The 23,472-nt window shown below is 73.7% G+C and carries 24 protein-coding genes; 13 read left to right on the top strand and 11 right to left on the bottom strand.

Going from position 1 to position 23,472, the window contains the following annotated elements:
- The first annotated feature begins 45 nt into the window (after window positions 1–45).
- A complete protein-coding gene (locus tag B100_RS0118490; RefSeq protein WP_024885918.1) occupies window positions 46–2,280 on the top strand; it encodes an FUSC family protein in 2,235 nt (744 codons plus the stop codon).
- 416 nt (window positions 2,281–2,696) lie between these two features.
- On the opposite strand, the gene B100_RS0118495 is transcribed toward B100_RS0118490, so the two are convergent.
- From B100_RS0118495 to B100_RS0118510, 4 genes are all read right to left on the bottom strand, one after another.
- Window positions 2,697–3,125 (bottom strand): hypothetical protein, encoded by a 429-nt coding sequence (locus tag B100_RS0118495; RefSeq protein WP_024885919.1) that lies wholly within the window; start codon window positions 3,123–3,125, stop codon window positions 2,697–2,699.
- Between the two features lie 28 nt (window positions 3,126–3,153).
- Window positions 3,154–3,396: a DUF5133 domain-containing protein gene (locus tag B100_RS0118500; RefSeq protein WP_024885920.1), complete on the bottom strand. Its 243-nt coding sequence runs from the start codon at window positions 3,394–3,396 to the stop codon at window positions 3,154–3,156.
- Window positions 3,397–3,446: 50 nt separating this feature from the next.
- Window positions 3,447–4,301 carry a SigB/SigF/SigG family RNA polymerase sigma factor gene (locus B100_RS0118505; protein WP_024885921.1) on the bottom strand — a complete coding sequence of 285 codons (855 nt, stop codon included), beginning with the start codon at window positions 4,299–4,301 and terminating at the stop codon, window positions 3,447–3,449.
- A gap of 210 nt (window positions 4,302–4,511) precedes the next feature.
- Window positions 4,512–4,958, bottom strand: coding sequence for an ATP-binding protein (locus B100_RS0118510; protein ID WP_024885922.1), 447 nt, complete (start codon window positions 4,956–4,958; stop codon window positions 4,512–4,514).
- Between the two features lie 146 nt (window positions 4,959–5,104).
- Here B100_RS0118510 and B100_RS0118515 point away from each other — a divergent pair, with 146 nt between their 5' ends.
- From B100_RS0118515 to B100_RS0118525, 3 genes are all read left to right on the top strand, one after another.
- On the top strand, window positions 5,105–5,338 hold the full coding sequence (locus B100_RS0118515; protein ID WP_024885923.1) for a hypothetical protein: 234 nt from the start codon (window positions 5,105–5,107) through the stop codon (window positions 5,336–5,338).
- Between the two features lie 112 nt (window positions 5,339–5,450).
- A complete protein-coding gene (locus tag B100_RS0118520) occupies window positions 5,451–6,929 on the top strand; it encodes an Orn/Lys/Arg family decarboxylase (protein ID WP_024885924.1) in 1,479 nt (492 codons plus the stop codon).
- 274 nt (window positions 6,930–7,203) lie between these two features.
- Entirely contained in the window at window positions 7,204–7,656 is a 453-nt protein-coding gene (locus B100_RS0118525) for a cyclic nucleotide-binding domain-containing protein (RefSeq protein WP_024885925.1), read from the top strand.
- Between the two features lie 60 nt (window positions 7,657–7,716).
- On the opposite strand, the gene B100_RS0118530 is transcribed toward B100_RS0118525, so the two are convergent.
- Together B100_RS0118530 and B100_RS0118535 are read right to left on the bottom strand one after the other, a co-directional pair.
- A complete protein-coding gene (locus tag B100_RS0118530; protein WP_024885926.1) occupies window positions 7,717–9,015 on the bottom strand; it encodes an MFS transporter in 1,299 nt (432 codons plus the stop codon).
- 70 nt (window positions 9,016–9,085) lie between these two features.
- On the bottom strand, window positions 9,086–9,706 hold the full coding sequence (locus B100_RS0118535; RefSeq protein ID WP_024885927.1) for a LysE family transporter: 621 nt from the start codon (window positions 9,704–9,706) through the stop codon (window positions 9,086–9,088).
- Window positions 9,707–9,773: 67 nt separating this feature from the next.
- Here B100_RS0118535 and B100_RS0118540 point away from each other — a divergent pair, with 67 nt between their 5' ends.
- Window positions 9,774–10,673: a LysR family transcriptional regulator ArgP gene (locus B100_RS0118540; protein ID WP_024885928.1), complete on the top strand. Its 900-nt coding sequence runs from the start codon at window positions 9,774–9,776 to the stop codon at window positions 10,671–10,673.
- Here the strand turns inward: B100_RS0118540 and B100_RS0118545 are convergent.
- Window positions 10,639–11,376, bottom strand: a complete 738-nt coding sequence (locus tag B100_RS0118545) for a TetR family transcriptional regulator (RefSeq protein ID WP_024885929.1) — start codon at window positions 11,374–11,376, stop codon at window positions 10,639–10,641. The genes B100_RS0118540 and B100_RS0118545 overlap by 35 nt on opposite strands.
- A gap of 138 nt (window positions 11,377–11,514) precedes the next feature.
- On the opposite strand from B100_RS0118545, the gene B100_RS0118550 reads away from it, so the two are divergent.
- On the top strand, window positions 11,515–12,735 hold the full coding sequence (locus B100_RS0118550) for a saccharopine dehydrogenase C-terminal domain-containing protein (protein ID WP_024885930.1): 1,221 nt from the start codon (window positions 11,515–11,517) through the stop codon (window positions 12,733–12,735).
- A 107-nt stretch (window positions 12,736–12,842) separates the two neighbouring features.
- Window positions 12,843–13,100 (top strand): WhiB family transcriptional regulator, encoded by a 258-nt coding sequence (locus B100_RS0118555; protein ID WP_024885931.1) that lies wholly within the window; start codon window positions 12,843–12,845, stop codon window positions 13,098–13,100.
- Between the two features lie 78 nt (window positions 13,101–13,178).
- Here the strand turns inward: B100_RS0118555 and B100_RS0118560 are convergent, their stop codons facing one another.
- Entirely contained in the window at window positions 13,179–13,628 is a 450-nt protein-coding gene (locus tag B100_RS0118560) for a DUF6098 family protein (protein WP_024885932.1), read from the bottom strand.
- A 135-nt stretch (window positions 13,629–13,763) separates the two neighbouring features.
- Between B100_RS0118560 and B100_RS0118565 the strand changes: the two genes are divergently transcribed.
- Window positions 13,764–14,114, top strand: a complete 351-nt coding sequence (locus B100_RS0118565) for a DUF488 family protein, N3 subclade (RefSeq protein WP_024885933.1) — start codon at window positions 13,764–13,766, stop codon at window positions 14,112–14,114.
- A gap of 32 nt (window positions 14,115–14,146) precedes the next feature.
- Here B100_RS0118565 and B100_RS0118570 read toward each other — a convergent pair whose 3' ends face one another.
- The gene (locus B100_RS0118570; RefSeq protein WP_024885934.1) at window positions 14,147–15,820 is read right to left on the bottom strand and encodes an FAD-binding dehydrogenase; all 1,674 of its coding nucleotides are present in this window, start codon (window positions 15,818–15,820) and stop codon (window positions 14,147–14,149) included.
- A gap of 46 nt (window positions 15,821–15,866) precedes the next feature.
- The gene (locus B100_RS0118575) at window positions 15,867–16,472 is read right to left on the bottom strand and encodes a TetR/AcrR family transcriptional regulator (RefSeq protein WP_024885935.1); all 606 of its coding nucleotides are present in this window, start codon (window positions 16,470–16,472) and stop codon (window positions 15,867–15,869) included.
- Between the two features lie 152 nt (window positions 16,473–16,624).
- Here B100_RS0118575 and B100_RS0118580 point away from each other — a divergent pair, with 152 nt between their 5' ends.
- From B100_RS0118580 to B100_RS0118595, 4 genes are all read left to right on the top strand, one after another.
- Window positions 16,625–17,263 carry an alpha-ketoglutarate-dependent dioxygenase AlkB gene (locus tag B100_RS0118580; protein ID WP_024885936.1) on the top strand — a complete coding sequence of 213 codons (639 nt, stop codon included), beginning with the start codon at window positions 16,625–16,627 and terminating at the stop codon, window positions 17,261–17,263.
- A gap of 98 nt (window positions 17,264–17,361) precedes the next feature.
- Window positions 17,362–18,594 carry an acyltransferase family protein gene (locus B100_RS0118585; protein WP_024885937.1) on the top strand — a complete coding sequence of 411 codons (1,233 nt, stop codon included), beginning with the start codon at window positions 17,362–17,364 and terminating at the stop codon, window positions 18,592–18,594.
- Window positions 18,595–18,647: 53 nt separating this feature from the next.
- Window positions 18,648–19,400 (top strand): MBL fold metallo-hydrolase, encoded by a 753-nt coding sequence (locus B100_RS0118590; protein ID WP_024885938.1) that lies wholly within the window; start codon window positions 18,648–18,650, stop codon window positions 19,398–19,400.
- Window positions 19,401–19,441: 41 nt separating this feature from the next.
- On the top strand, window positions 19,442–20,674 hold the full coding sequence (locus B100_RS0118595) for a DUF4032 domain-containing protein (protein ID WP_024885939.1): 1,233 nt from the start codon (window positions 19,442–19,444) through the stop codon (window positions 20,672–20,674).
- A gap of 19 nt (window positions 20,675–20,693) precedes the next feature.
- Here the strand turns inward: B100_RS0118595 and B100_RS0118600 are convergent, their stop codons facing one another.
- Window positions 20,694–21,566 carry a universal stress protein gene (locus B100_RS0118600; protein WP_024885940.1) on the bottom strand — a complete coding sequence of 291 codons (873 nt, stop codon included), beginning with the start codon at window positions 21,564–21,566 and terminating at the stop codon, window positions 20,694–20,696.
- A gap of 218 nt (window positions 21,567–21,784) precedes the next feature.
- Here B100_RS0118600 and B100_RS0118605 point away from each other — a divergent pair, with 218 nt between their 5' ends.
- Window positions 21,785–23,461 (top strand): FAD-dependent oxidoreductase, encoded by a 1,677-nt coding sequence (locus B100_RS0118605; protein WP_024885941.1) that lies wholly within the window; start codon window positions 21,785–21,787, stop codon window positions 23,459–23,461.
- The last annotated feature ends 11 nt before the right edge of the window (window positions 23,462–23,472 follow it).

Raw genomic sequence — 23,472 nt, forward strand, 5'->3', positions numbered from 1 at the left:
CGGTCGGACGCAGGGAACAGGGACGACGGGGGAGAGTGCGCGGGCGTGAAGGCGGCGGGACGCTCGGTGGGCACACGGGTGCGCGACCACCTGGCGGCGTCCGACCCCGGGCTGCTGCGGCTGACGGCCGGGCTGCGGACGGTGGGGGCGATCGCGCTGACCCTGGCCGTGCTCGCCCCGGCCGGCCTCGACATCACCCACATGGTGGCGGGCGCGATGACGTCGATGGCCGCCACCTTCGCGATCCGGGAGCGGGAGCGCCGTGCCCAGGCCGTCACGCTCGCCGTCGGGCTGCCGGTGGCGCTGGCGTCGGTGTCCGCGGGCGCGCTCCTCAGCGAACGCGTGTGGATCGGTGACGTCTTCGCCGTCGCCCTGATCTTCTGCGCCGTCTACGGCCGCCGGTTCGGCGACCGCGGGATGTCGCTCGGCCTCATCGGCTTCCAGATGTACTTCGTGTCGCTGTTCGTGGGCGCCACCCCCGGGCAGCTCCCGGGGCTGTGGGCGGTGATGGCGATCGGCTTCGCGTCCAGTGCGACCGTGCGCTTCGCCGTCGTACCGGTGACGCCCACCGGGCTGCTGCAGCGGCTGCGCGAGGCGTTCCGGGCTCGGATGGCCCGGCTGGTGACGGCGCAGCTGGCGCTGCTCGACGCCGGTCCCGACGAGGTCGACAAGGCGCTGGAGGAGGTGCGGGACGGCACCGCCCGGCTGCACGAGACGGCCCTGATGATCCAGAGCCGGCTGGAGGCGGGCACCCCCGACGAACCGACCGCGCGGCTGGTGCAGCGCCGCATCGCCGACGCGGAGATCGCCGCCGAGCGGCTCGGGCTGCTGCTGCTGTCCGCCCGCAGCGCGGAACGGGCGGACACGCTGACGCTGCACCTGCCCGGCGCCCCCGCGCCGGAGGTCGGCCGGATGCCGGGCCCGGAGGAGGCGACCGCGCTGCTGCGCCGCGATCTGCTGGCGCTGAGCACGGTGGTGCTGCGGTACGGGCCGTCCGGCACCGGCGTGGCCCAGGTCCGTAACCGTCTGCTCGGCTACCGGGACGAGGAGAATCTGCCCGCCGGATCGGCGGCCGTACGGGACGTGTTCCGCGGGATCGGCGAGGCGGCGCGGGCCGTCATGGGGCTGCGCATCGCCCTGGACGGTCCGCAGGACGAGTCGGACGACAGTCCGGCGACGGCCCGCTCCCGGGAGGAGCTGGACGCCGAGGACGCCGCCATCGACGCGGAGGAGACGGAGGAGGAGGGCGACAAGCCGAAAGGGCTCGAGCGGCCCACCACCCGCGCCGCCGTGCAGGTGGCCGTCGGCTCCACGCTGGCCATCATCGGCGGTGAGCTGCTGTCCACGGACCGCTGGTACTGGGCGGTGCTGACCTGCTGGATCGTCTTCATCAACACGGCCTCCACCGGGGAGATCCTGGTCAAGGGCTACCGGCGGCTGCTGGGCACGGTCTTCGGCGTGGTCGCCGGCATCATGCTGGCCGCGCTGGTCGGCGGGAACACCGCGGCGGCCTTCGCCCTGGTGCTGGTGCTGATCTTCGCGATGTTCTACACGGCACCGCTGTCCTACACGCTGATGTCGTTCTTCGTCACGGCGATGCTGGGGATGCTGTACACCCTGCTGCACACCTACAGCTGGGAGGTGCTGCTGCTGCGGGTGGAGGAGACCGCGCTGGGCGCGGTCTGCGGGGTGGTGGCGGCGGCACTGGTCCTGCCGGTGCACACCGACCGGCGCACCAACGAGCTGCTGGTCACCGTGCTGGAGCGGCTGTCCGAGGTGACGGACGCGGCCGTGGGGCAGCTGAGCGGCGGCGTGCCGGCCGATCTGCTGGACAAGGCGCGGGAGCTGGACCAGGCACTGGGTGACCTGCGCTCGGCGACCAAGCCGCTGACACATCCGGTCACCCCGCTGCGGGCCCGGCGCACCAACGCGCGGTACGTCGTGGCGCTGCTGGAGACCTGCGCGTACCACGCGCGTGCGCTGGCGGCGACGGCCGAGCTGCTGCCGACGCATCCGTCGATCGCGGCGGATCCGCGGCTGCGGGGCGCGGCGGGGCGGACCGTGCGGAACATCGACACGATCACCGCGCGGGTCGCCGACGACGAGGTCACCGCGCCGGTGGAGACGGGCCCGAGCATCGCGTCCCTGCTGGCGGGCGACGACGCCGCCCGCTACGGGCGCATCACCGGCCGCGTGCTGCGCCACCTGGAACGCCTGGACGAGGCGGTGGTGGGCCTCGCCCGCCCCCTGGACGTCCCGATCACGGCGCCCGACCACTGAACCGAACAGGGTGCCGCGCGCGCGGCACCCGGACTCCCGTCGGGGGCACCCGAGAACCAGCGCCCCCACCGCCCTGGGACGCACGGCTCGCAGCCCTGAACTCACAGCGCGACTGCGCGGCACCCTCTGAAGGGTGCTGGTGGCTGGCCGGGTGCGGCGCCGTCGTGGTCGCCCGCGCAGTTCCCCGCGCCCCTGGGGATGCGGCCCGACCGTCGCCCTTCAGGGGCGCGGGGAACTGCGCGACCAGCCCCCGCCGGGCCGCGGGTGGCTTGGGGGGTGCGGTCCCCGTCGCCCTTCGGCGGGCGCGGGGAAACCGGAACAGCGAACACACAGGTCCGAGCCCTTGGCCCCGGAGCGCACGACGGCGCCGGGGCCGCGGAGGGAGTCGCGGCCCCGGCGTCGGGGGTGAGGGAGGGTCAGAAGTCGGTGGGGAGGCCGCTTGCCTCGGCGATGCCCCGCAGTTCCTCGTTCTGGCGGTGGCGGTCGCGGATGAAGTCGGCGATCTCGCCGAGCCGGGAGGGGTCGGCGGCGGTCGCCGCGTCGGTGACCACCCGGACCGGCCCGGTGTCGTCGACGTCGAGCTCAACCACCTCGTTGTCCAGCCGGCCGGTGACCGCTGTGGCGATGACCAGGGCGGCCTCGTCGCGGACCTCCTGCGGGAGTTCCTCGTCGCCGCCGTCCAGCGCGAGGTCGACGCCCGACACGCGGTGCTCGTCGATGGCCTCGAGGACCGGCTCCACCACGCGGAGCAGAAGCCGGTAGTCCTCGGTGTCCATGCGCACCCGCAGCAGGTCCAGGTAGACGTCCACGGGGCGGTCGTCCGGGGTGAACTCGGATTCGCTCATGGGCCTCGGGTTCCCTTCCCGCGCCGGGTCATACTGCGGCCGGCGCGACCGTTGCGGTGGATTCCCTCTCGTCCGGCGCCAGCCAGGCGCGCGCCGTGGCGAGCGCCTGCCGTACCTCCCGCGTGCCGGTCGACACGCACAGGGTGTAGGCCAGGTCGGCCAGCCGCACGTCCGGCGCGGGGGTGCCCGCCACGGGGGCGGTACGCGTCGCCGTCAGGGCCTCGTACTCCTCGACGAGGCCGCGCAGCACGGCGGGGTGGGGCTTGAGCATGTGGGTGCTACTCGCTTTCGGGGCGGTGTGGGGGGTGTGAACAGGATCGTTCAGTCGGTGGGCCGGGCGGCGCGGCGGCCGGGGCGCTGCCCCAGCACGTCGGCGCGGACCCGGGCGCAGCTGCGGCTGATCAGCCGGGAGACGTGCATCTGGGAGATGCCCAGCCGGTCGGCGATCCGGCTCTGGGTCATGTCCTCGAAGAAGCGCATGTAGAGGATGGCCCGCTCGCGCTCCGGCAGTCGCCGCAGCCCCTCCTTGGCCGACTCACGGTCGACCACGACGTCGTAGGAGCCGTCGGAGGTGCCGAGGGTGTCGGCGAGGCTGTAGCCGTCGTCGTCGGAGGACAGTTCGGCGTCCAGCGACAGGGTGCTGAAGCTCTCCAGCGCCTCCATGCCGGCGGACACCTCCTCCTCGGTCAGCCCGGTGTGGGCGGCGATGTCCGCCACGGAGGGCTCGGGGCTGCCGGGGTTCTGGGTGAGCTCGCGGCGCGCCACGCGCACCTTGTTGCGGAGCTCCTGGACCCGGCGCGGCACGCGCAGCGCCCACATGCGGTCCCGGAAGTGGCGCTTGACCTCGCCGGTGATGGTGGGGACGGCGTAGCTCTCGAAGGCCCCCCGGTCCGGGTCGAACCGGTCGATGGCCTTCACCAGGCCGAGGGCCGCCACCTGGCGCAGGTCCTCGATGGACTCGCCGCGGTCGCGGAAGCGGCCGGCGATCCGGTGGGCCATCGGCAGCCAGGCGGTGACGAGCTCGTCCCGTACCGCGTCCCGTTCGGGTCCGTCGTCGAGGGACGCCAGCCGGGAGAAGAGGGTCGTGGTGTCGGGGGCGTCGTCGTGCCGCCGGCGGGTCGTGGCGGCGGCCGTTCCGGAGGAACCGGGACGAGAAGCGGACGTGTCAATGAGCATTGCGGATTCAGCTCCCGAACGGTGGTTTCAGGGATCTACCGCGGGGCGGTCGTCGCGGGGACACCCGGAGGGGTCCCGCGGCGGTCGTGCCCGTCCCGCCGGCGCGCCTCCGGTCCGAAGCACGAACCTCCGATTGCCCCCGGTCCGGTAGAACAAACTCCGCTTCTTCGCGGAAATTGCCAGGGGCCCGTGCACCCCGCCGGAGAGGGGTCAGACGAGGGAGACCAGGGCGGTGATGCACTTGCCGCCGGCGGGCAGGTCGGACACCCGGACGTCGCGGGCGAGCCGGCACACGATGGGCCAGCCGTGTCCGCCGGGGCGGCGCCGTCCCTCACCGTCGGCGGCCGGTACGGCCACGGGCAGGGCGTCGCTGTGGTCGCTGACGGACAGGCGGACGCCGGGGCCGCTGACGTCGACCTGGAAGTCGGTCACTCCCCCGCCGTGCAGGATCGCGTTGGTGGTCAGTTCGGAGGCGACGAGCAGGGCGTCCGCCAGTGCGTCGGTGTCACAGGGGGTACGGGTGGCCTGGCAGCGTTCGGCGACCGCCCGCACCACGGCCTCGCGCACGTCGGCGGGCCGGGACGGACACGGCGGCTCGGCCCGGAGCGTGCCGGGCGGCTGCACAACGGGTTCGGTGACGTGCTGCTCCTCGCGCATTCTGCGGCTCCCTGTCGGTCGGTTCGTCAACGACTTTTTGCCTCGGACCTCCCTTTTCGGCTCACCTGTCCCGGTTCAGGCAAACCTCCTGGACGCCTCTCGCCCCTCCTGTCATGCGAACGGTCCGCCGGGGGTACCCGGGCCGCATGACGGATGTGGTGGACTCGGACGAACTGCTGCGGCGGATCCAGCGGGCCCGTGCCTGCGCGGCGCAGGAGGAGCGGGCATGGCGGGCCCGGGGCGAGCAGCTCGGTGGGGAGGGCGGTCCGGAGGATCCCGGCGCGGCGCGCGACGCCGAGGTCCGCACGGTGGCCTACGGAGTGGTGCTCCGCGTGCTGGACGAGATCCTGACGCCGGGGCGGCACGCGGACCGGCACTGACCGACCGGCACGCACGCGGACCCGCACCGACCGATTGGCACCGACCGCGGCACCGGGGCGGATTCCCCGGGGTGGCTGATTGACGCGACGGCTGTCGGGAACCCGACGGCGCATGACTGTCGACCATCACCGGGCCCCGGTGCTCGAAGCCCTGGAGGACTACCACCGCAGCGGACGGCTGGGGTTCACGCCCCCGGGCCACAAGCAGGCGCGCGGAGCGGATCCGGCGGTGCGCGAGGTGCTCGGGGACTCCGTGTTCCTGGGTGACGTGCTGGCCACGGGAGGTCTGGACGACCGCCTCACCCGGGGCCGCGTGCTGCAGTCGGCGCAGGAGCTGATGGCCGACGCCGTGCACGCCGAGCACACCTTCTTCAGTACGTGCGGCAGCTCCTTGTCGGTCAAGGCCGCGATGCTGTCGGTCGCCGGCCCGCACGAGAAGCTGCTGATCGGGCGGGACGCGCACAAGTCGGTGGTGTCGGGGCTGATCCTGTCCGGCATCGTGCCGGTCTGGGTGGAGCCGTGGTGGGACGCCGAGCGGCACCTGGCGCATCCCCCGTCGGCGGCGGAGTTCGAGCAGGCCTTCGAGGCGCATCCGGACGCGCGCGGTGCCCTGGTGACCAGCCCGACGCCGTACGGCGCCGCCGCGGCGCTGCGGGACATCGCCGACGTGTGCCACCGGCGCTCGCGTCCGCTGATCGTGGACGAGGCCTGGGGCGCGCACCTTCCCTTCCACCCCGATCTGCCGTCCTGGGCGATGGACGCGGGCGCCGACATCTGCGTGACCAGCATCCACAAGATGGGCAGCGGTCTGGAGCAGGGGTCCGTGTTCCATCTGCGCGGCGACCTGGTGCCGCCCGCGCTGCTCGGCATGCGCGCCGACCTGCTGGGCACCACCAGCCCCTCGGTGCTGATCTTCGCGGGGCTGGACGGCTGGCGGCGGCAGATGGCGCTGCGCGGCAAGGATGTGATGGGGTCGGCCCTGACGCTCGCGGGCGAGGTGCGGGCGGCGATCGAGGAGATCGACGGCATGCACGTCAACGACCGGGACGACTTCTGCGGCCCGGGCCTGGCGGACGACTTCGACCCGCTGCCGTGCGTCATCGACCTGGAAGAGCTGGGCGTCTCGGGCTACCGGGCGGCGGACTGGCTGCGCGAGCACCGGGCGGTGGACGCCCACCTGGTCGACCACCGGCGCATCGGGGCGCAGATCACCCACGGCGACGACCGGGAGACGACCGGCGAGCTGCTGTCGGCGCTGCGGGCTCTCGGGAGGGCGGCGCCCGAGCTGCGCGGGGGCCCGGAGGTGGCGGTGCCCGCGCCGGGCGAGCTGCGGATGGAGCAGGCGGTGCTGCCGCGGGACGCGTTCTTCGGTCCCACCGAGGACGTGCCGGTCGAGGAGGCCGCCGGGCGGGTCGCGGCCGAGATGATCACGCCGTATCCGCCGGGGATCCCGGCCGTGCTGCCGGGCGAGCGGTTCACCGGGCCGGTGTTGCGGTATCTGCGGACCGGGCTCGCCGCGGGGATGTACCTCCCGGATCCGGCGGACCCGGACCTGAACACGGTGCGGGTCGTCGCCCGGGATTCCGGGTGAACGACGTCACGCCCCCCCGATTACGCGAACCTTTGGTGAATGGTTTATCGTTCACTTATACGTGGTGACGGGGTCGACCCCCATCCCCCGGACACCACCGTTTACGGCCCTGGCTGGCTTCCCCCGTCCAGCCAGGGCTTTTTCATGCCCGGACACGGGCGGGCGGTCCGCCGTCGGGGCCGGATCCGGCCCCGACGTGCCCCGGACGGCGGCAGCGGCTGAAATGAACATAGGGAAAGCACCCGGACCGCATCCCGGCGAGGAGCCCCGCCCCATGACCAAGCCGATCAAAATCCTGACCGCCCTCCCCCCTCCCCAGCGCGCTCGCCTGATGGAGCTCGCCGAGGAGGTGTACTTCCCGGAGGACACCCGCATCTTCGACTACGGAGGCGCCGCCGACCGGTTCTGGGTGATCCGCTCCGGCGCGGTCTCACTGGACATGGAGCTCAGCGACGTCCGGCGGGTCACCGTCGCCGGCCTCGGCGCGGGCGATCTGCTGGGCTGGTCCTGGCTCTTCCCGCCCTACGAATGGGACTTCGGCGCGGTCGCCTTCAGCCCGGTGCGCGCCTACGAGTTCGACGCCGCTGCCGTGCTGCGCCTGTGCGAGGAGGACACGGCGCTGGGGCTGGCACTGGTCCGCTGCGTCGCCGAGGTGCTGGCACACCGACTGGAGTCGACCCGAGGCCAGCTCATGCACCAGTACGCGACCCGCGGCGGGGTCCCGTAGCCCCGGCCCCGGCCCTACGCGGGCCCTGTCGTACACGACGCGCGCAGGCGCGCCGCCCCCTCACGCCCGATAGCGGCGCAGCGCCGGCATCGCGACGGCCAGGGCCAGTATGAGTACGACGACCAGGATGCCGCCGCCCGTGACGGTCGTGCGGGGGCCGAAGGCGGTGCCGGCGGTGCCGTGCAGCACGTCCGCCAGACGGGGTCCGCCCGCCACCACGACGGTGAACACGCCCTGCATGCGGCCGCGCATCTCGTCGGTCGCGGCGGACAGCAGGATCGCCCCGCGGAACACCATGGAGACCATGTCGGCGACCCCGGCGAGGGCGAGGAAGGCGACCGCGATCCAGAGGCTGCCGCTCAGGCCGAACCCGGCGACGGCCAGGCCCCAGACGACCACCGAGCCGATGACCATCCAGCCGTGCCGGCGGGCCCGGGAGAAGGTGCCGGAGAACAGGCCGCCCAGCACCGCGCCGAGCGGGATCGCGGCGAACAGCAGGCCCAGCGCGAAGCCCTCGCCGTAGGGCGCGTACGTCTCGGCGGCGAGCTGCGGGAACAGGGCGCGGGGCATGCCGAGGACCATGGCGACGATGTCGGCGAGGAACGACAGCAGCAGGACCGCGTGCCCCGATATGTAGCGGAAGCCCTCCAGGACGCCGCGCAGCCCGGCGCTCCCGGCCTTGGCGGCGGTCAGCGGCGGCAGGGCGGGCAGCCGGTACACCGCCCAGACGGTGACGCACAGCGCGAGGGCGTCGATCAGGTACAGCTCGGCCAGCCCGATCACGGGGATGAGGGCGCCGGCGAGCAGCGGCCCGGCGATCTGGCCGGTCTGCATCACGGTGGAGCCGAGCGCGTTGGCGGCGGGCAGTTCGTCCGCGGGGACCAGGCGGGCGACGGAGGCGCTGCGGGCGGGCGCGTTCAGCCCCCAGAAGGCCTGCTGGAGGGCGAGCAGCAGCATCAGCGTCCAGACGGACTCCAGGCCGACGAAGGCCTGGGCCCAGAACAGCACCGAGGTGACCGCGATACCGCTGTTGGTGAGCAGCAGCAGCTTGCGGCGGTCCACGCTGTCGGCGATCGCCCCGCCCCACAGGGCGAACACGATCAGCGGCAGCAGTCCGGCGAGGCTCGCGGTGCCGACCCAGGCGGAGGAGCCGGTGATGTCGTAGATCTGTTTGGGCACCGCGACGGCGGTGAGCTGGCTGCCGACAGCCGTCACCACGGTGGAGACCCACAGCCGGCGGTAGGCGGGGCGGCGCAGCGGGCGGGTGTCCATGGCCCAGCGGCGCCATCCGCGCGGCCCGCTCGCCCCCGTCTCCTGGTCGTCCGCCCGGGATTCGGTACTGCTCTCGCTGGTGTCCACGACCGTCCTGGTTGGTACTTACATCCATTGGCCGGGACTCACTATCGCACCCCTCGGAGCGCGAGCGTCCTCAGGCTCCGAGGAGGAGCGTCACACCGAGGACGATCATGGTGGCGGCCACCAGGCCGTCCAACACCCGCCAGGCGGCCGGACGGGCCAGGAAGCGGGCGAGCAGCCGGCCGCCGAAGCCCAGAGCGGCGAACCAGCAGAGGCTGGCCAGCACGGCCCCGAGACCGAAGGTCCAGCGCAGCGGGCCGTGGTCGGCGGCGACCGAGCCGACCAGGAACACGGTGTCGAGGTAGACGTGCGGGTTGAGCCAGGTCAGGGCGAGGCAGGTGAGGACGGCCCGGCGGCGCGAGCCGGCCGCGTCGCCGCCCCCCGCCTCCAGCCCGGCGCCGGCCGGACGGAACACCCTGCGGGCGGCCAGGGCGCCGTAGCCGAGGAGGAAGACGCCGCCGATCCAGCCCACCACCGTCAGCGCCGCGGGCCAGGCCACCACGACGGCGCCCACGCCGCCGACGCCGAGAGCGATGAGGAGGGCGTCGGACAGGGCGCAGATGCCGACGACGGCGAGCACGGCGTCCCGGCGGATCCCCTGGCGCAGGACGAAGGCGTTCTGTGCGCCGATGGCGACGATCAGGGAGAGTCCGGTGCCGAAACCTGCGGCGGCGGTGGTGAATGCGCTGGTCATGGCGTCGAAACTATGCCGGACGCGGTGGTGCAGTACAGCTAAGGATTCTTACGTACCCTTAGCCGACGTGAGGGAAGATCTTCCGCTGGACCAGGTACGGACGCTGCTCGCGGTGGTGGACGAGGGGACGTTCGACGCGGCGGCCGCCGCACTGCACGTGACGCCCTCGGCGGTCAGCCAGCGGGTGAAGGCGCTGGAGCAGCGCACCGGGCGGGTACTGCTGCTGCGGACCCGGCCGGTGCGGCCCACCGAGTCCGGCGAGGTGCTGGTGCGGCTGGCCCGCCAGGTGGCCCGGCTGGAGCGGGACGCGTACGCGGAGCTGGGGCTGAGCGGCGCCGGGGAGCCGACCCGGGTGTCGGTCGCGGTCAACGCGGACTCCCTGGCCACCTGGTTCCTGGACGCCCTGGTCCGGCTGCCGGCGCGGTCCCGGCTCTGCTTCGAACTGCGCCGGGAGGACGAGTCGCACACGGCCGCGCTGCTGCGCGAGGGGACGGTGATGGCCGCGGTGACCTCCTCCCGCGACCCGGTGCCGGGTTGCTCGGTGCGGTACCTGGGGCGCATGCGCTACCTGCCGGTGGCGCACCCGGAGTTCGCGGCGGAGCTGCTGACGGAGCCGCTCGCGGAGTCGGTGCCGGCGGCGCCGGTTGTGGTCTTCGACCGGCGGGACGACTTCCAGGACGGGTTCGTACGGCGGCTCACCGGCGGTCGCACGGGGGCGAGCACCCTGCGCCACCACGTGCCGACCTCGGAGGGGTTCGCCGAGGCGGTGGCCGCGGGTCTCGGCTGGGGCATGGTGCCCGAGGCGCAGGCGGTGCCGCTGCTGCGGGCCGGGCGGGTCACGGTGTTCGCCCCGGGCCGGGAGGTCGACACGGCCCTGTACTGGCAGCAGTGGAAGCTGGACTCCCCCGCGCTCGCGGCGGTCGCCGACGCGGTCACGCGGACGGCGGCCCGGGCTCTGCACCCCTGACCCCGAGCTCCGCCAGGTCCCGCTCGGCGCTCGACAGCAGCATGTCCAGCGCCGTGGGGTAGGCGCTGGTGACCATGCGGGCGGCGAGCAGCGGGGCGGTCTCGGCGATGCACGGGTGGGTGGCGGCGGGCAGCCGGGCGTAGGTCGAGCGCCACATGTCCTCGTCGGCCCGCCGCACGGCGTCGGGCAGGGCGAGGGACGCGGCGTCGAGGGCGGCGAACGCCAGCGTGGTGTCGATGAAGGCCTGGTAGACGCGGACGGTGTCGGCCGGCGGGAAGCCGGCGGTGCGCAGGACGTCCAGGACCGCCTCGTCGGCGGCGAGTTCGTTGGCCCGGCCGGAGACCCGGCTCGCGGTGAGGACGGCCGCCTGCGGGTGGGAGACGTACGCGGCGTGGATGCGCAGGCCGAGGCCGCGCAGGTCGTGGCGCCACCGCCTGGTGGGGTGCCAGCCGTCGAGCGCCTGGCCGATCAGCGCGTCACCGATGGCGAGGGTCAGGTCGTCCATGCCGCGGAAGTAGCGGTAGAGCGTGCTCGGGTCGCAGTCCAGGGCGAGTCCGAGGCGGCGGGCGGTCAGGCCCGCGCTGCCGTGTTCGCGCAGCAGACGCAGCGCCGCCTCGACGATCAGCCGCTCCGACAGCACCACACCGCCCTTGGTGGGCCTGCGGCGGCGCCGCCGCTCCTCGGGGATTACACGCTTGGCCATCGCCGCTCCTTCCGCCCCTCCAGCCTTATGCCAACGCCATTGACCTTACGTCGCCGTGCGGCGTTTCATCACGTCAGGGGCCCCGCAGAACGTTCCGGATCCGCACGGATCCATGAGGAAGGAAGGGAGTGCTCCGTCATGCGTGTACTGCTGGTGGGAGCGGGCGGCGTGGGTACCGCCGTCACCCGGATCGCGGCGCGGCGGCCGTTCTTCGACCTGATGGTGGTGGCCGACCACGACCCGGCGCGGGCCGAGGCGGCGGTCGCGGCGCTCGGCGCGGACGGCGGCCGGTTCCGCGCCGAGCGGGTCGACGCCGCCGACGAGGCGCGGGTGACGGCCCTGCTCGAGCGGCACGACTGCGACGTGCTGCTGAACGCGACGGACCCCCGGTTCGTGATGCCGCTGTTCCGCGCGGCCCGGACGGGCGGCGCCACCTATGTCGACATGGCGATGTCCCTGTCCCGCCCGCACGGCGAGCGGCCCTACGAGGAGTGCGGCGTCAAGCTGGGCGACGAGCAGTTCGCGCAGGCCGACGAGTGGGCCGAGGCCGGGCAGTTGGCTCTGGTCGGCATGGGCGTGGAGCCCGGGATGTCGGACGTGTTCGCCCGGCACGCGGCCGACGAACTCTTCGACGAGATCGACGAGATCGGTGTCCGCGACGGCGCGAACCTCACGGTGGACGGCTACGACTTCGCGCCGTCCTTCAGCATCTGGACGACGATCGAGGAGTGCCTCAACCCGCCCGTGGTCTACGAGAAGGACCGCGGCTGGTTCACCACCGAACCCTTCAGCGAGCCCGAGGTGTTCGACTTCCCCGAGGGCATCGGCCCGGTGGAGTGCGTGAACGTGGAGCACGAGGAGGTGCTACTGGTGCCGCGCTGGGTGGACGCCCGCCGCGTCACCTTCAAGTACGGCCTGGGCCGCGAGTTCACGGACACGCTCCGCACGCTGCACCTGCTGGGCCTGGACCGCACCGAGCCGGTGACCGTGCCGGGCCCCGACGGTCCCGTGCGGATCTCCCCCCGGGACGTCGTCGCCGCCTGCCTGCCGGACCCGGCGACGCTCGGCGACCGGATGCGGGGCAAGACCTGCGCGGGCACCTGGGTGCGGGGCACCAAGGACGGCAAGCCGCGCGAGGTGTACCTGTTCCACGTGGTGGACAACCAGTGGTCGATGGGCGAGTACGGCTGCCAGGCCGTGGTGTGGCAGACGGCCGTCAACCCGGTGATCGCCCTCGAACTGCTGGCGACCGGCGCCTGGTCCGGCTCGGGCGTGCTCGGCCCCGAGGCGTTCCCCGCGCGTCCCTTCCTCGACCTGCTCACCGCCTACGGATCTCCGTGGGGGCAGCGCGAGCAGTGACCGCTTCCCCGCGGATCGCGCTGTTTGACCGCCACTTGACAGGTCACTCGAAAGGAAGCAAGGCATCCAAAAGGGTGCGCATCGACTCCGGACGCAGGTGACTTTCGATGGACAACTGGCGGCACAGCGCGGCCTGCCGGACCGAGGACCCTGAGCTGTTCTTCCCGATCGGCACCTCCGGTCCCGCCCTGATGCAGACCGAGCAGGCCAAGGCGGTCTGCCGGCGCTGCCCCGTACAGGAGCAGTGCCTGGAATGGGCCCTGGAGACCGGACAGTCCATCGGGGTGTGGGGCGGCACGAGCGAGACGGAACGCCGTGCGCTCAAGCGGCGTATCGCGGCGCGCCGTTCGTCGCGCGGGGCGTGAGGCGCGGGATCCGGCGGTGCGGGTGTGACGGTGAGAGTGTTACCCGTCCGCGCCGGCCCCGGGCTCCCCGCCCGGCGGTCAGCGGTTGACGCGGCGCAGTGGCCCCCAGGGATTCTCCTGGCGGGCCACTTCCGCGTGCGCCTCCTCGATGACGCCGTCCGCGATCCAGCACAGAGGACTCACGTCGGTGACCAACGGCTCGTTGTCCGGCCCGCGGCCCGCCTCGCGCCCCCTGAGCACCCAGGGCCGGATGCCGGCGCCCTTCTCCCGGGGCAGGTGCTCGTAGTCGTACAGCCGCCGTGCCACCCACAGGGCCGCCGGCCGGTCCCGCCACCACTCCTCCACGTCGAGCGGGTTGGCGGACAGGCCGGGCATGGCCACGCCCGTCAGGTCGTCGATGCTGGACACGGCGTGCAGGTCGATCGCCGGCCCCCGGGACCAGCGGACGTAGAGCCCGCGTTCGCGCTCCACCAGCGCGGTGAGCTCGGCGAGGGTGCCGACGACGGGCATGTCGTCCGTTGCCTCCATCCGTCACCTCCTGACCGTCACGTTCCGGCGGACAAAGTACCCGGAGCGCGCCGGGAGAATCGGAGTGCCCCACTCGTCGCGCCCCGCCCCGCGCGCCGCAGTAGGCTCGCGGCGACTCCGGCGGAAGGGGCCGTGATGAGCATGCGCGTGCGCCGTGTGTACGAACCGGCCGAGCCCGGCGACGGGCTACGGGTCCTGGTCGACCGGCTGTGGCCGCGCGGCTTGGCCAAGGACGCGGCGCGGGTGGACGAGTGGCCGAAGGCGCTGACACCCTCCACGGAGCTGCGCCGCTGGTACCACGCGGGTGAGGGCTCCTTCGAGGAGTTCCGCGAGCGTTACGAGGCGGAGCTGGCCGCCCCGGAGGCGGCCGGGGCGGTGCGGCGGGTGCGTGAGCTGTCAGGGAAGGGCCCGGTGACCCTGCTGACCGCGTCGAAGCAGCCGGAGCTCAGCCACGCCGAGGTGCTGGCGCGGCTGTTGTCGGACTGACGGGCCGGCCCCCGGCCGGCCCGCTTCCTCCGCTACGCCGTCTGCGCGGCCGCCGCGCGTCCCGCGGCGCGGCCCGAGAAGAGGCAGCCGCCGAGGAAGGTGCCCTCCAGGGCGTTGTAGCCGTGGACGCCTCCGCCGCCGAAGCCCGCCACCTCACCGGCCGCGTAGAGCCCCTCGACCGGGTTGCCGTCCGCGCCCAGCGCGCGGGAGTCCAGGTCGGTCTGGATGCCGCCGAGGGTCTTGCGGGTGAGGATGTGCAGTTTCACGCCGATCAGCGGGCCGGCCGCCGGGTCGAGGATGCGGTGCGGGGTGGCGACCCGGCCGAGGCGGTCGCCGATGTAGCGGCGGGCGTTGCGGATGCCCTGGACCTGGGCGTCCTTGCTGTAGGAGTTGGCGATCTGCAGGTCGCGGGCCTCGATCTGGCGCCGCAGCAGGGCCGCGTCGAGCAGCGGTTCGCCGGTGAGGCCGTTCATCTTCTCGACGAGTTCCTCGACGGTCGATGCGGTGACGAAGTCCGCGCCGTTGCGCAGGAAGGCGTCCACCGGTCCGGGGGCGCCCTTGCCGAGGACGCGTTCCCGCAGGAAGCCTGCCCGGTCCTTGGCGGTGATGTCGGGGTTCTGCTCGGAGCCGGAGAGGGCGAACTCCTTCTCGACGATCTTCTGGGTGAGGACGAACCAGGAGTGGTCGTACGGCGCGATGTCCTCGGTGGTGCGCAGGTGCTTGAGCGTGCCCAGGGTGTCGTAGCCGGGCAGGCACGGCTCGGGCAGCCGGCGGCCGAGCGCGTCGAACCACATCGAGGACGGTCCGGGCAGGATGCGGATGCCGTGGCCCGGCCAGACCGGGTCCCAGTTCTGGATGCCCTCGGTGTAGTGCCACATGCGGTCCCGGTTGACCAGGCGCACGCCCGCGCGGGCGCTGATGTCGAGCATCCGCCCGTCGACGTAGGCGGGGACGCCGGTGACCATCTCGCGCGGCGGGGTGCCCAGCCGCTCGGGCCAGTACCTCCGGACGATGTCGTGGTCGGCGCCGATGCCGCCGCTGGTGACGATCACGGCCTGGGCGGTGAGTTCGAACGCGCCGATCACCTCGCGGCTGGAGGCGACCCCGCGCGGCGCGTCGTCCTCGGCCAGCACCGCGCCGCGCACTCCGCGCGCGGCGCCGTCCTCGACGACCAGTTCGTCGACCCGGTGGCGGTGGTGGAAAGTGAGCAGTCCGTCACGCGCGGCCTCGCGGGCGTACCGCACGAACGGGGCGACGACGCCGGTGCCGGTGCCCCAGGCGATGTGGAAGCGGGGCACGGAGTTGCCGTGGCCGCCGGCGCGCAGGTCGCCGCGCTCGGCCCAGCCGACGGTGGGCAGGAAGGTGATGCCGTGGCCGTCCAGCCAGGACCGCTTCTCCCCGGCCGCCCACTCGACGTAGGCGCGCGCCCAGCGCCGCGCCCAGGAGTCCTCGTCGTCGAGCCGGTCGAAGGCGGCGCTGCCCTGCCAGTCGTTCCAGGCCAGGTCGACGGAGTCCTTGACGCCGAGGCGGCGCTGCTCCGGTGACCCGACCAGGAACAGCCCGCCGAACGACCAGTAGGCCTGGCCGCCGAGATTGGCGGCGTTCTCCTGGTCGACCAGGGCGACCCTGCGGCCCTTGCTGGTCAGTTCGTGGGCCGCGACGAGGCCCGCGAGCCCCGCTCCGACGACGATGACGTCGGCGTCCATGGCGACCGTCCCTTCCTTGTCCGTCCGGAGCTGCCGTCCGGAGACTTCATCCGGTGAGCAGCGCGGTGAGCAGTTGTCTCAGCCAGACCCGGGCGCGCTCGACGTCCCGGTCCAGCAGCAGTTGGGCGGTGACGCCGTCGTACGCGGCGACCACCGCGTGAGCGGCGCCCTCGCTGTCGCCGAGCACGGCGGGCAGCGCGGTGTGGCCCCGGGCCCGCTCCAGCCGGTCGGCGACGGCCCGCCGCAGGCGCGCCCGGTGGTCCAGCAGGGTGTCCGCCACGCGGGGGTCGCGGGCGGCGTGCACCAGGAAGTCGGTCTTGACCAGCAGCCAGTCGCGGTCCAGCAGCAGGACCTCGGAGACCCGGTCGACGGCCGCGGCCACGTCGAGGTCCGGCCCGTCCAGGGCGAGGGCGTCGGTGACCTGCTCGGCGATCACGTCGGCGCGCTCCGCGTAGAGGGCGAAGAACAGCTCGTCGAGACCGGCGAAGTTGGAGTAGAAGGCGCCCCGGGTGTAGCCGGCGGCCTCGCAGATCTCCTCGATGGAGACGTGTCCGAAGCCCTTGGCGGCGAAGACCGTGAAGGCGGCGTCCAGCAGCCTGGCGCGGGTGCGCAGCCGGCGTCCGGTGACACGCCCCGTCCCGCCCTCCGCCATGCGATCCCCTCCCGTCCGATACGGGAACGTATCCGATACACCGGTGTATCGAACAGCCCCCGGAGCCGGGAATCACGGGGTGCGAGCCGCACCGGGACGACGACCACCGGTCGATCTAGAACGTATTTTCGATTAAGGAGTACGCTGGCCCCATGAGCACGCACCACCTTCCGGCGCTCCAGGGCTCCCTCTTCGACCAGGACGACGAGCTGCGGCTCGGCCCGCTCGACGGAGTGCGCCGTACCGAGCTCGGCAGCGGCGCCTGGATCGACCTGCTCCCGGGCTGGCTGCACGGGTCCGACGCGCTCTTCGACCACCTGGCCGCCGAGGCCCCCTGGCGGGCGGAGCGGCGCCAGATGTACGACCAGGTCGTCTCCGTGCCCCGGCTCCTTGCGTACTACGGCGTCGGCGCCCCGCTCCCGCACCCGGTGCTCGCCGAGGCCCGCGCCGCACTGAGCGCCCACTACGCCGAGGAGCTGGGCGAGCCGTTCGCCACCGCCGGCCTGTGCTACTACCGCGACGGCCGGGACAGCGTCGCCTGGCACGGCGACCGGATCGGCCGGGGCGCCCGTGAGGACACCATGGTCGCCATCCTGTCCGTGGGCGCGCCCCGCGACCTGCTGCTGCGGCCCGTCGGCGGTGGCGAGACGGTGCGCCGTCCGCTCGGGCACGGCGACCTCGTCGTGATGGGCGGGTCCTGCCAACGGACCTGGGAACACTGCGTGCCGAAGAGCACGAAGGCCGCGGGCCCGCGCATCAGCATCCAGTTCCGCCCGCGCGGGGTGAACTGACCCCGCGCTCGCCATCGTGCGGAACGGGCCGGGCGGAAGCCTGTCCTCCCCCGCCGGCCCTGCCCCACACTGGTGCCGACCCGTGGCGGGGAGGACCGATGGGCGCGGACGCGGAGCGGGGCGCGGGGTCCGCCCGGCGCGGCGAACTGGACGTCCTGCGCGCCCTCGTCGTCCTCGGGCTGGTCCTCTTCCACAGCGCCCTGGTGTTCTCCCCGGACGACGACTTCTACGTCAAGAACGCGACGACGACCGGCGCCGTCACCGTCCTCGCCGGGTTCGGCGTGGTGTGGGCGATGCCCATGCTGTTCCTGGTCGCCGGCCTGGGCGCCCGGTACTCGGTCCGCCGCCGGGGCCCGGCCCGCTTCGTCCGGGAACGCCTGCTGCGCCTGGGCGTCCCGCTGGTGTTCGGCACCGTCGTGCTGTGCCCCCTCCCCCAGTGGCTGCGGCTGCGCGCCGCCGACCCCGGTCACGACGAGTCGTACGTACGGTTCTGGGGACGGTTCCTGACCGTGCGGCCCGACGCGGCGGACTTCCCGTTCGTGCTGCGGGGCGACCACTTCGAGACCGGGCACCTGTGGTTCGTGGTCCTGCTGCTCACCTTCTGCCTGCTGCTGGCGCCCCTCGCGGCCCCACTGGCCCGGGGGGCGGACCGAGCGGCCGACGCGGTGCGGCGCCGGCCCGCCCTGCTCCTGCTGCCCGCGCTGCCGCTCGCCGCGATCGACGCCCTGCTCGGCATGGAGGAGGACTACGCGGGCTGGAACCGCTGGGCGTACCTGCTGTTCTTCGTCCACGGCTTCGCCCTCGCGGACGACGAGCGGGTCCGCGCGCCGACGCGCCGGGCAGCCGTACGGGTGGGGGCGCTGGGGGTGGTGCTGTTCGCCGGGACCGCGCCCGGCTTCGTCGCGGGTGACGACCCGTTCACGGCGTGGACGCCGTCCGCCCTGGTGACCCGGGCGCTGTTCGGCGCGGCGGGGTGGTGCTGGGTGCTGGCGATCCTCGGTCTGCTGGACCGGCCGGCCCGCGGGCCGCACCGCGCCCGGCGCGGACGGGCGTCCGGGGTGCTGCCGTATCTGGCCGTCGCCGCCCTGCCCTTGTACGTGCTGCACCAGCCGGTCGTGGTCGCCTTCGCCTACGGCGTGGTCGGCTGGTCCGCGTCCGCGGGGCTGAAGTACGCGGTGATCGTCACGGCCTCGTCGGCCACGATCGGGGTGCTGTACGAGTACGGGGTGCGCCGGTGGGCGGCGACCCGGTGGCTGTTCGGGATGCGCCCGGCGCCCGACGCGGCGCAGGCACGCCCGGAGCCGGGACCACCGCCCGCACCCGCCCGCTGATCTGCTTTCCTGTGCTCGTCCAACCGGTATGCGGGCGAACGCGCGAGGCGGTCATGAAGGCAACGGTGCGGCAGGTGGCCCACGGCACCTTTCTGGTGCACGGCACGAGCACGAACTGGGTGATCCTCACCGAGGGGGACGCCGTCACCTTGATCGACACCGGCTACCCGGGCGACCGGGCGGGGCTGCTCGGCTCACTCGCCGAGGTGGGCGCCTCGCCGGAGGCGGTGACGGCGGTGCTGATCACCCACGCGCACAACGACCACCTGGGGTCCGCCGAGTTCCTCGCCGCCACGTACGGCACCCCCGTCCACGCCCATGAGGCCGAAGTCCCGCACGCCCGGCGTGACTTCCTGCACCAGGTGAGCGTGGCACGGGTGCTGCGCAACGGCTGGCGGCCCGGTGTGCTGCCGTGGGCCGCGCACGCCCTGCGCGCCGGCGGCACGGCACACGTGGCGGTCACCGCGCCTTCGCCGTTCCCGGGAGGCGGCACGGGGCCGCTCGACCTGCCGGGCCGGCCGGTGCCCGTGCACACCCCCGGGCACACCGCGGGGCACTGCGCGTTCCACCTCCCGCACTCCGGGGTGGTGGTGTCCGGCGACGCCCTGGTCAGCGGCCATCCCACCTCGCGCAGCGAGGGGCCGCAGATGCTGACGGACATGTTCCACCGCGAGCGCGCCGCCGCCGTACGGTCGCTGGACGTCCTGGCCGGCCTGGACGGCGATCTGCTGCTGCCCGGACACGGCCCGTCGCACCGGGGGCCGGTGCGGAACGCCGCCCTCCTCGCCCGGGAGCGCGCGCAATAGGCTGAGGTGACGATCACCCGCGAGACGAGGACACCGCCGCCATGGCACTGCAGATCAACGCCACCAACCCGGAGCACCCCGCGCTCCTGTTGGAACTGCCGTGGCACCTGCCGCTGGAGGAGTGGCCGGAGGAGTACCTGGTGCCGCTGCCGCGCGGCATCTCCCGACACGTCGTGCGCTACGCGCGCGCCGGCGACGAGGTGGTCGCGGTGAAGGAACTGGCCCAGCGCCCGGCGCTGCGCGAGTACGAACTGCTGCGCGACCTGGACCGGATCGGCATCCCGGCGGTGGATCCGCTGGCCGTGGTCACCGGCCGCACCGACCCGGGCGGGGAGCCGCTGGAGTGCGTGCTGATCACCCGGCACCTCGGCGGCTCGATGCCGTACCGGTCGATGTTCGAGACGACGCTGCGCCCGGCCACCATGCACCGGCTGATGGACGCGCTCGCCGTGCTGCTGGTGCGGCTGCACCTGGCCGGGTTCGCCTGGGGCGACTGCTCGCTGTCCAACACGCTGTTCCGGCGCGACGCGGGCGCCTACGCCGCCTACCTGGTGGACGCGGAGACCGGCGACCTGCACCCCGAACTCACCGCGGGGCAGCGGGAGTACGACCTCGACCTGGCGCGGGTCAACATCAGCGGCGAGCTGCTGGACCTGGAGGCATCCGGCGCGCTGCACCCTTCCGTCGACCCGATCGAGTTCGGCACCGAGATCTGCGCCCGCTACCAGGGCCTGTGGCAGGAGCTGACGCGCACCTCGGTCTACCCGGCCGGCAAGCACCACTACATCGAGCGCCGCATCCGCCGGCTGAACGACCTCGGGTTCGACGTGGCCGAGATGCAGATCGAGCACGCCTCCAACGGCGACTCGGTGACGTTCGTGCCCAAGGTCGTGGACGCCGGGCACCATCAGCGCCAGCTGCTGCGGCTGACCGGGCTGGACACCGAGGAGAACCAGGCCCGCCGGCTGCTCAACGACCTGGAGAGCTGGATGGCCACCCAGGACGACTACGCCCCGGGCGATCCCCTCGGCGCCCGTCCGGAGGTCCTCGCGCACCGCTGGGTGCGCGAGGTGTTCCGGCCCACCGTGCGGTCCGTGCCGCCGGAGCTGCGGGGCTCGGTGGACGCCGCGGAGATCTACCACGAGCTGCTGGAGCACCGCTGGTACCTGTCCGAGCGGGCCCAGCACGACATCGGTCTCGGCACCGCCGTCGAGGACTACATCCGCACCATCCTGCCGAAGGCCCGCGACACCCTGCGGCCGACGGACGACTGACCGGGACGCACGGCGGGAATCAGGCGGGCGGCACGACCGCCACGGGGCAGTCCGCGTGGTGCAGCACGCCTCCCGCCACGGAGCCGATCCGGGCGCCCACGGCGGAGCGGCGGGCCCGGCGGCCGACGACCATCAGCTGGGCCGTGCCCGACACCGACAGCAGGACCTGGCCGGCGCTGCCCATCTCGACGTGCTCCACGACGTGCACGTCCGGGTAGCGCTCCCGCCACGGCGCGAGCGCGGCCGCCAGGTTCTTCCGTTCGAACGGCTCGAGACCGCCGGCCTCGTCGGCGAGCTGCAGCGAACCGGGGCTGTAGGCGAACACCGGCGGCAGGGTCCAGGCCCGTACCGCACGCACGGTGGCGCCGCGCCGGGCCGCGGTCTCGAAGGCGAAGCCGAGCGCGGCGGCGCCGTCCTCCGGGTCGCCCTCCTGCCCGACCACGATCTCGTGCCCGGCCACCTCGTCGGACGCCTTGTCGCCGGCCCGGACGAACACCACCGGGCGCGCGGCGTCGACGATCACCTGCTGGCCGACCGAGCCCACCAGGAACCCCATGATCCGCCCGTGCCCGCGGGAACCGAGCACCAGCATCTCGGCGTCCGCGGCCGCGGCGGCAAGAGTCTCGACCGCGTCGCCCTCGAGGACGTCGGTGGTGACGGTCAGGTCGCCGTGCCGTTCGCGGACGGCCCGGGCCGCCTCCTCGGTCGCCTCGCGCACCCACCGTTCCTGGGCGGCCCTGTCACCGGTGTCGACCGTGTCGTGCGCCTGGAACCGCCAGGCATGGACCACCCTGAGCGGCAGTCCCCGGCGGGTCGCCTCCCTGGCCGCCCAGGCCAGCGCGGCGAGGCTCTCCTCGGTGCCGTCGATCCCTGCCGTGATCGGGCGCGTCATGCCGTTCCTCCTGGTGTCGTGTTCTCGCGGCCCAGTCTTCCCTACGGATCTCCCCTCCCCCGCACCGCGGTCACCGGTCCGCGGCCCCGCCGGGGCGGGTTCGCGTACGCCCGCGCGCATCGCGGCGTCCGAACATACGATGGGCACGGGCCGGTCCGGTGGCCGCGAGGGGCTCTCGGTCCGCCGTCCCGGGGATCCGACCACGATGTGGGGTACGCATGGCACAGCCCGCCGATGCCGCCCGGAGCGTCATCATGACCGTGGACGACGACCCGGGCGTCTCCCGTGCCGTGGCCCGGGACCTCAGGCGGCGCTACGGGGCGTCGTACCGGATCGTGCGCGCCGAGTCCGGGGAGTCCGCGCTGGAGGCGCTGCGTGAACTGAAGCTGCGCGGCGACCTGGTCGCCGTGATCCTCGCCGACTACCGGATGCCGCGGATGAACGGCATCGAGTTCCTGGAGCGCGCCATGGACGTGCATCCGGGGGCGCGCCGGGTTTTGCTGACCGCGTACGCGGACACCGGCGCGGCGATCGACGCGATCAACGTCGTCGACCTGGACCACTACCTGCTGAAGCCGTGGGACCCGCCGGAGGAGAAGCTCTACCCGGTCGTGGACGACCTGCTGGAGGCCTGGCGGTCCAGCGACCACCGGCCGGTGCCCAGCACCAAGGTGATCGGTCACCGCTGGTCGGCGCGCTCCTCCGACGTGCGCGAGTTCCTGGCCCGCAACCAGGTGCCCTACCGCTGGTACTCCTCCGACGAGCCGGAGGGCCGGCGGCTGCTGGCCGCCGCGGACGAGGACGGGATGCGGCTGCCGGTGGTGATCACCCCGGACGGGGCGCCGCTGGTGGAGCCGGACCCCGCGGACCTCGCCGCCCACGTCGGCCTGGCGACGACCCCGACGGCCGACTTCTACGACCTGGTGGTGATCGGCGGCGGCCCGGCGGGCCTCGGCGCGGCCGTGTACGGGGCCTCGGAGGGGCTGCGGACGGTGCTGGTGGAGCGGTCGGCGACCGGCGGGCAGGCCGGGCAGAGCTCCCGTATCGAGAACTACCTCGGCTTCCCCGACGGGGTGTCGGGGGCACAGCTCACCGACCGGGCGCGGCGGCAGGCCACCCGGTTCGGCGCGGAGATCCTCACCGCGCGGGAGGTGACGGGGCTCGAGGTGGGCGGCGGCGCCCGGGTCGTACGGTTCTCCGACGGGTCGGCGGTGGCCGCGCACAGCGTGATCCTGGCGACCGGGGTGTCGTACCGGCAGCTGGCGGCGCCGGGCTGCGAGGAGCTGGGCGGCTGCGGCGTGTACTACGGCTCCGCGCTGACCGAGGCGTCCGCCTGCCAGGGCCACGACGTGTACATCGTGGGCGGCGCCAACTCGGCCGGGCAGGCGGCCATGTACCTGTCCCGGTTCGCCAAGTCGGTGACGCTGCTGGTGCGCGGGCCGGACCTGTCTGCGTCGATGTCGTACTACCTGATCCAGCAGATCGGCCGGGCGCCGAACATCTCGGTGCGGTGCGGCACGGTCGTGGAGGAGGCGCACGGCGACGGGCACCTGGAGCGGCTGACGCTGCGGGACACCGCGAGCGGGCGCACCGAGGCCGTCGACGCGCAGTGGCTGTTCGTGTTCATCGGCGCCGCCCCGCTGACCGGCTGGCTGGACGGCACCGTGCTGCGCGACGAGCGGGGGTTCATCCTGGCCGGGCCCGACCTCACCGCCGACGGACGCCCGCCCGCCGGCTGGGAGCTGGACCGGCCCCCGTACCACCTGGAGACCAACGTCCCGGGCGTGTTCGTCGCGGGCGACGCGCGCGCGGAGTCCGCCAAGCGCGTCGCCTCCGCCGTAGGAGAGGGAGCCATGGCCGTGATGCTCGTCCACCGGTACCTGGAGCAGTCGTGACCGCGCGGTCG

This window comes from Streptomyces sp. CNH189 (assembly GCF_000527195.1).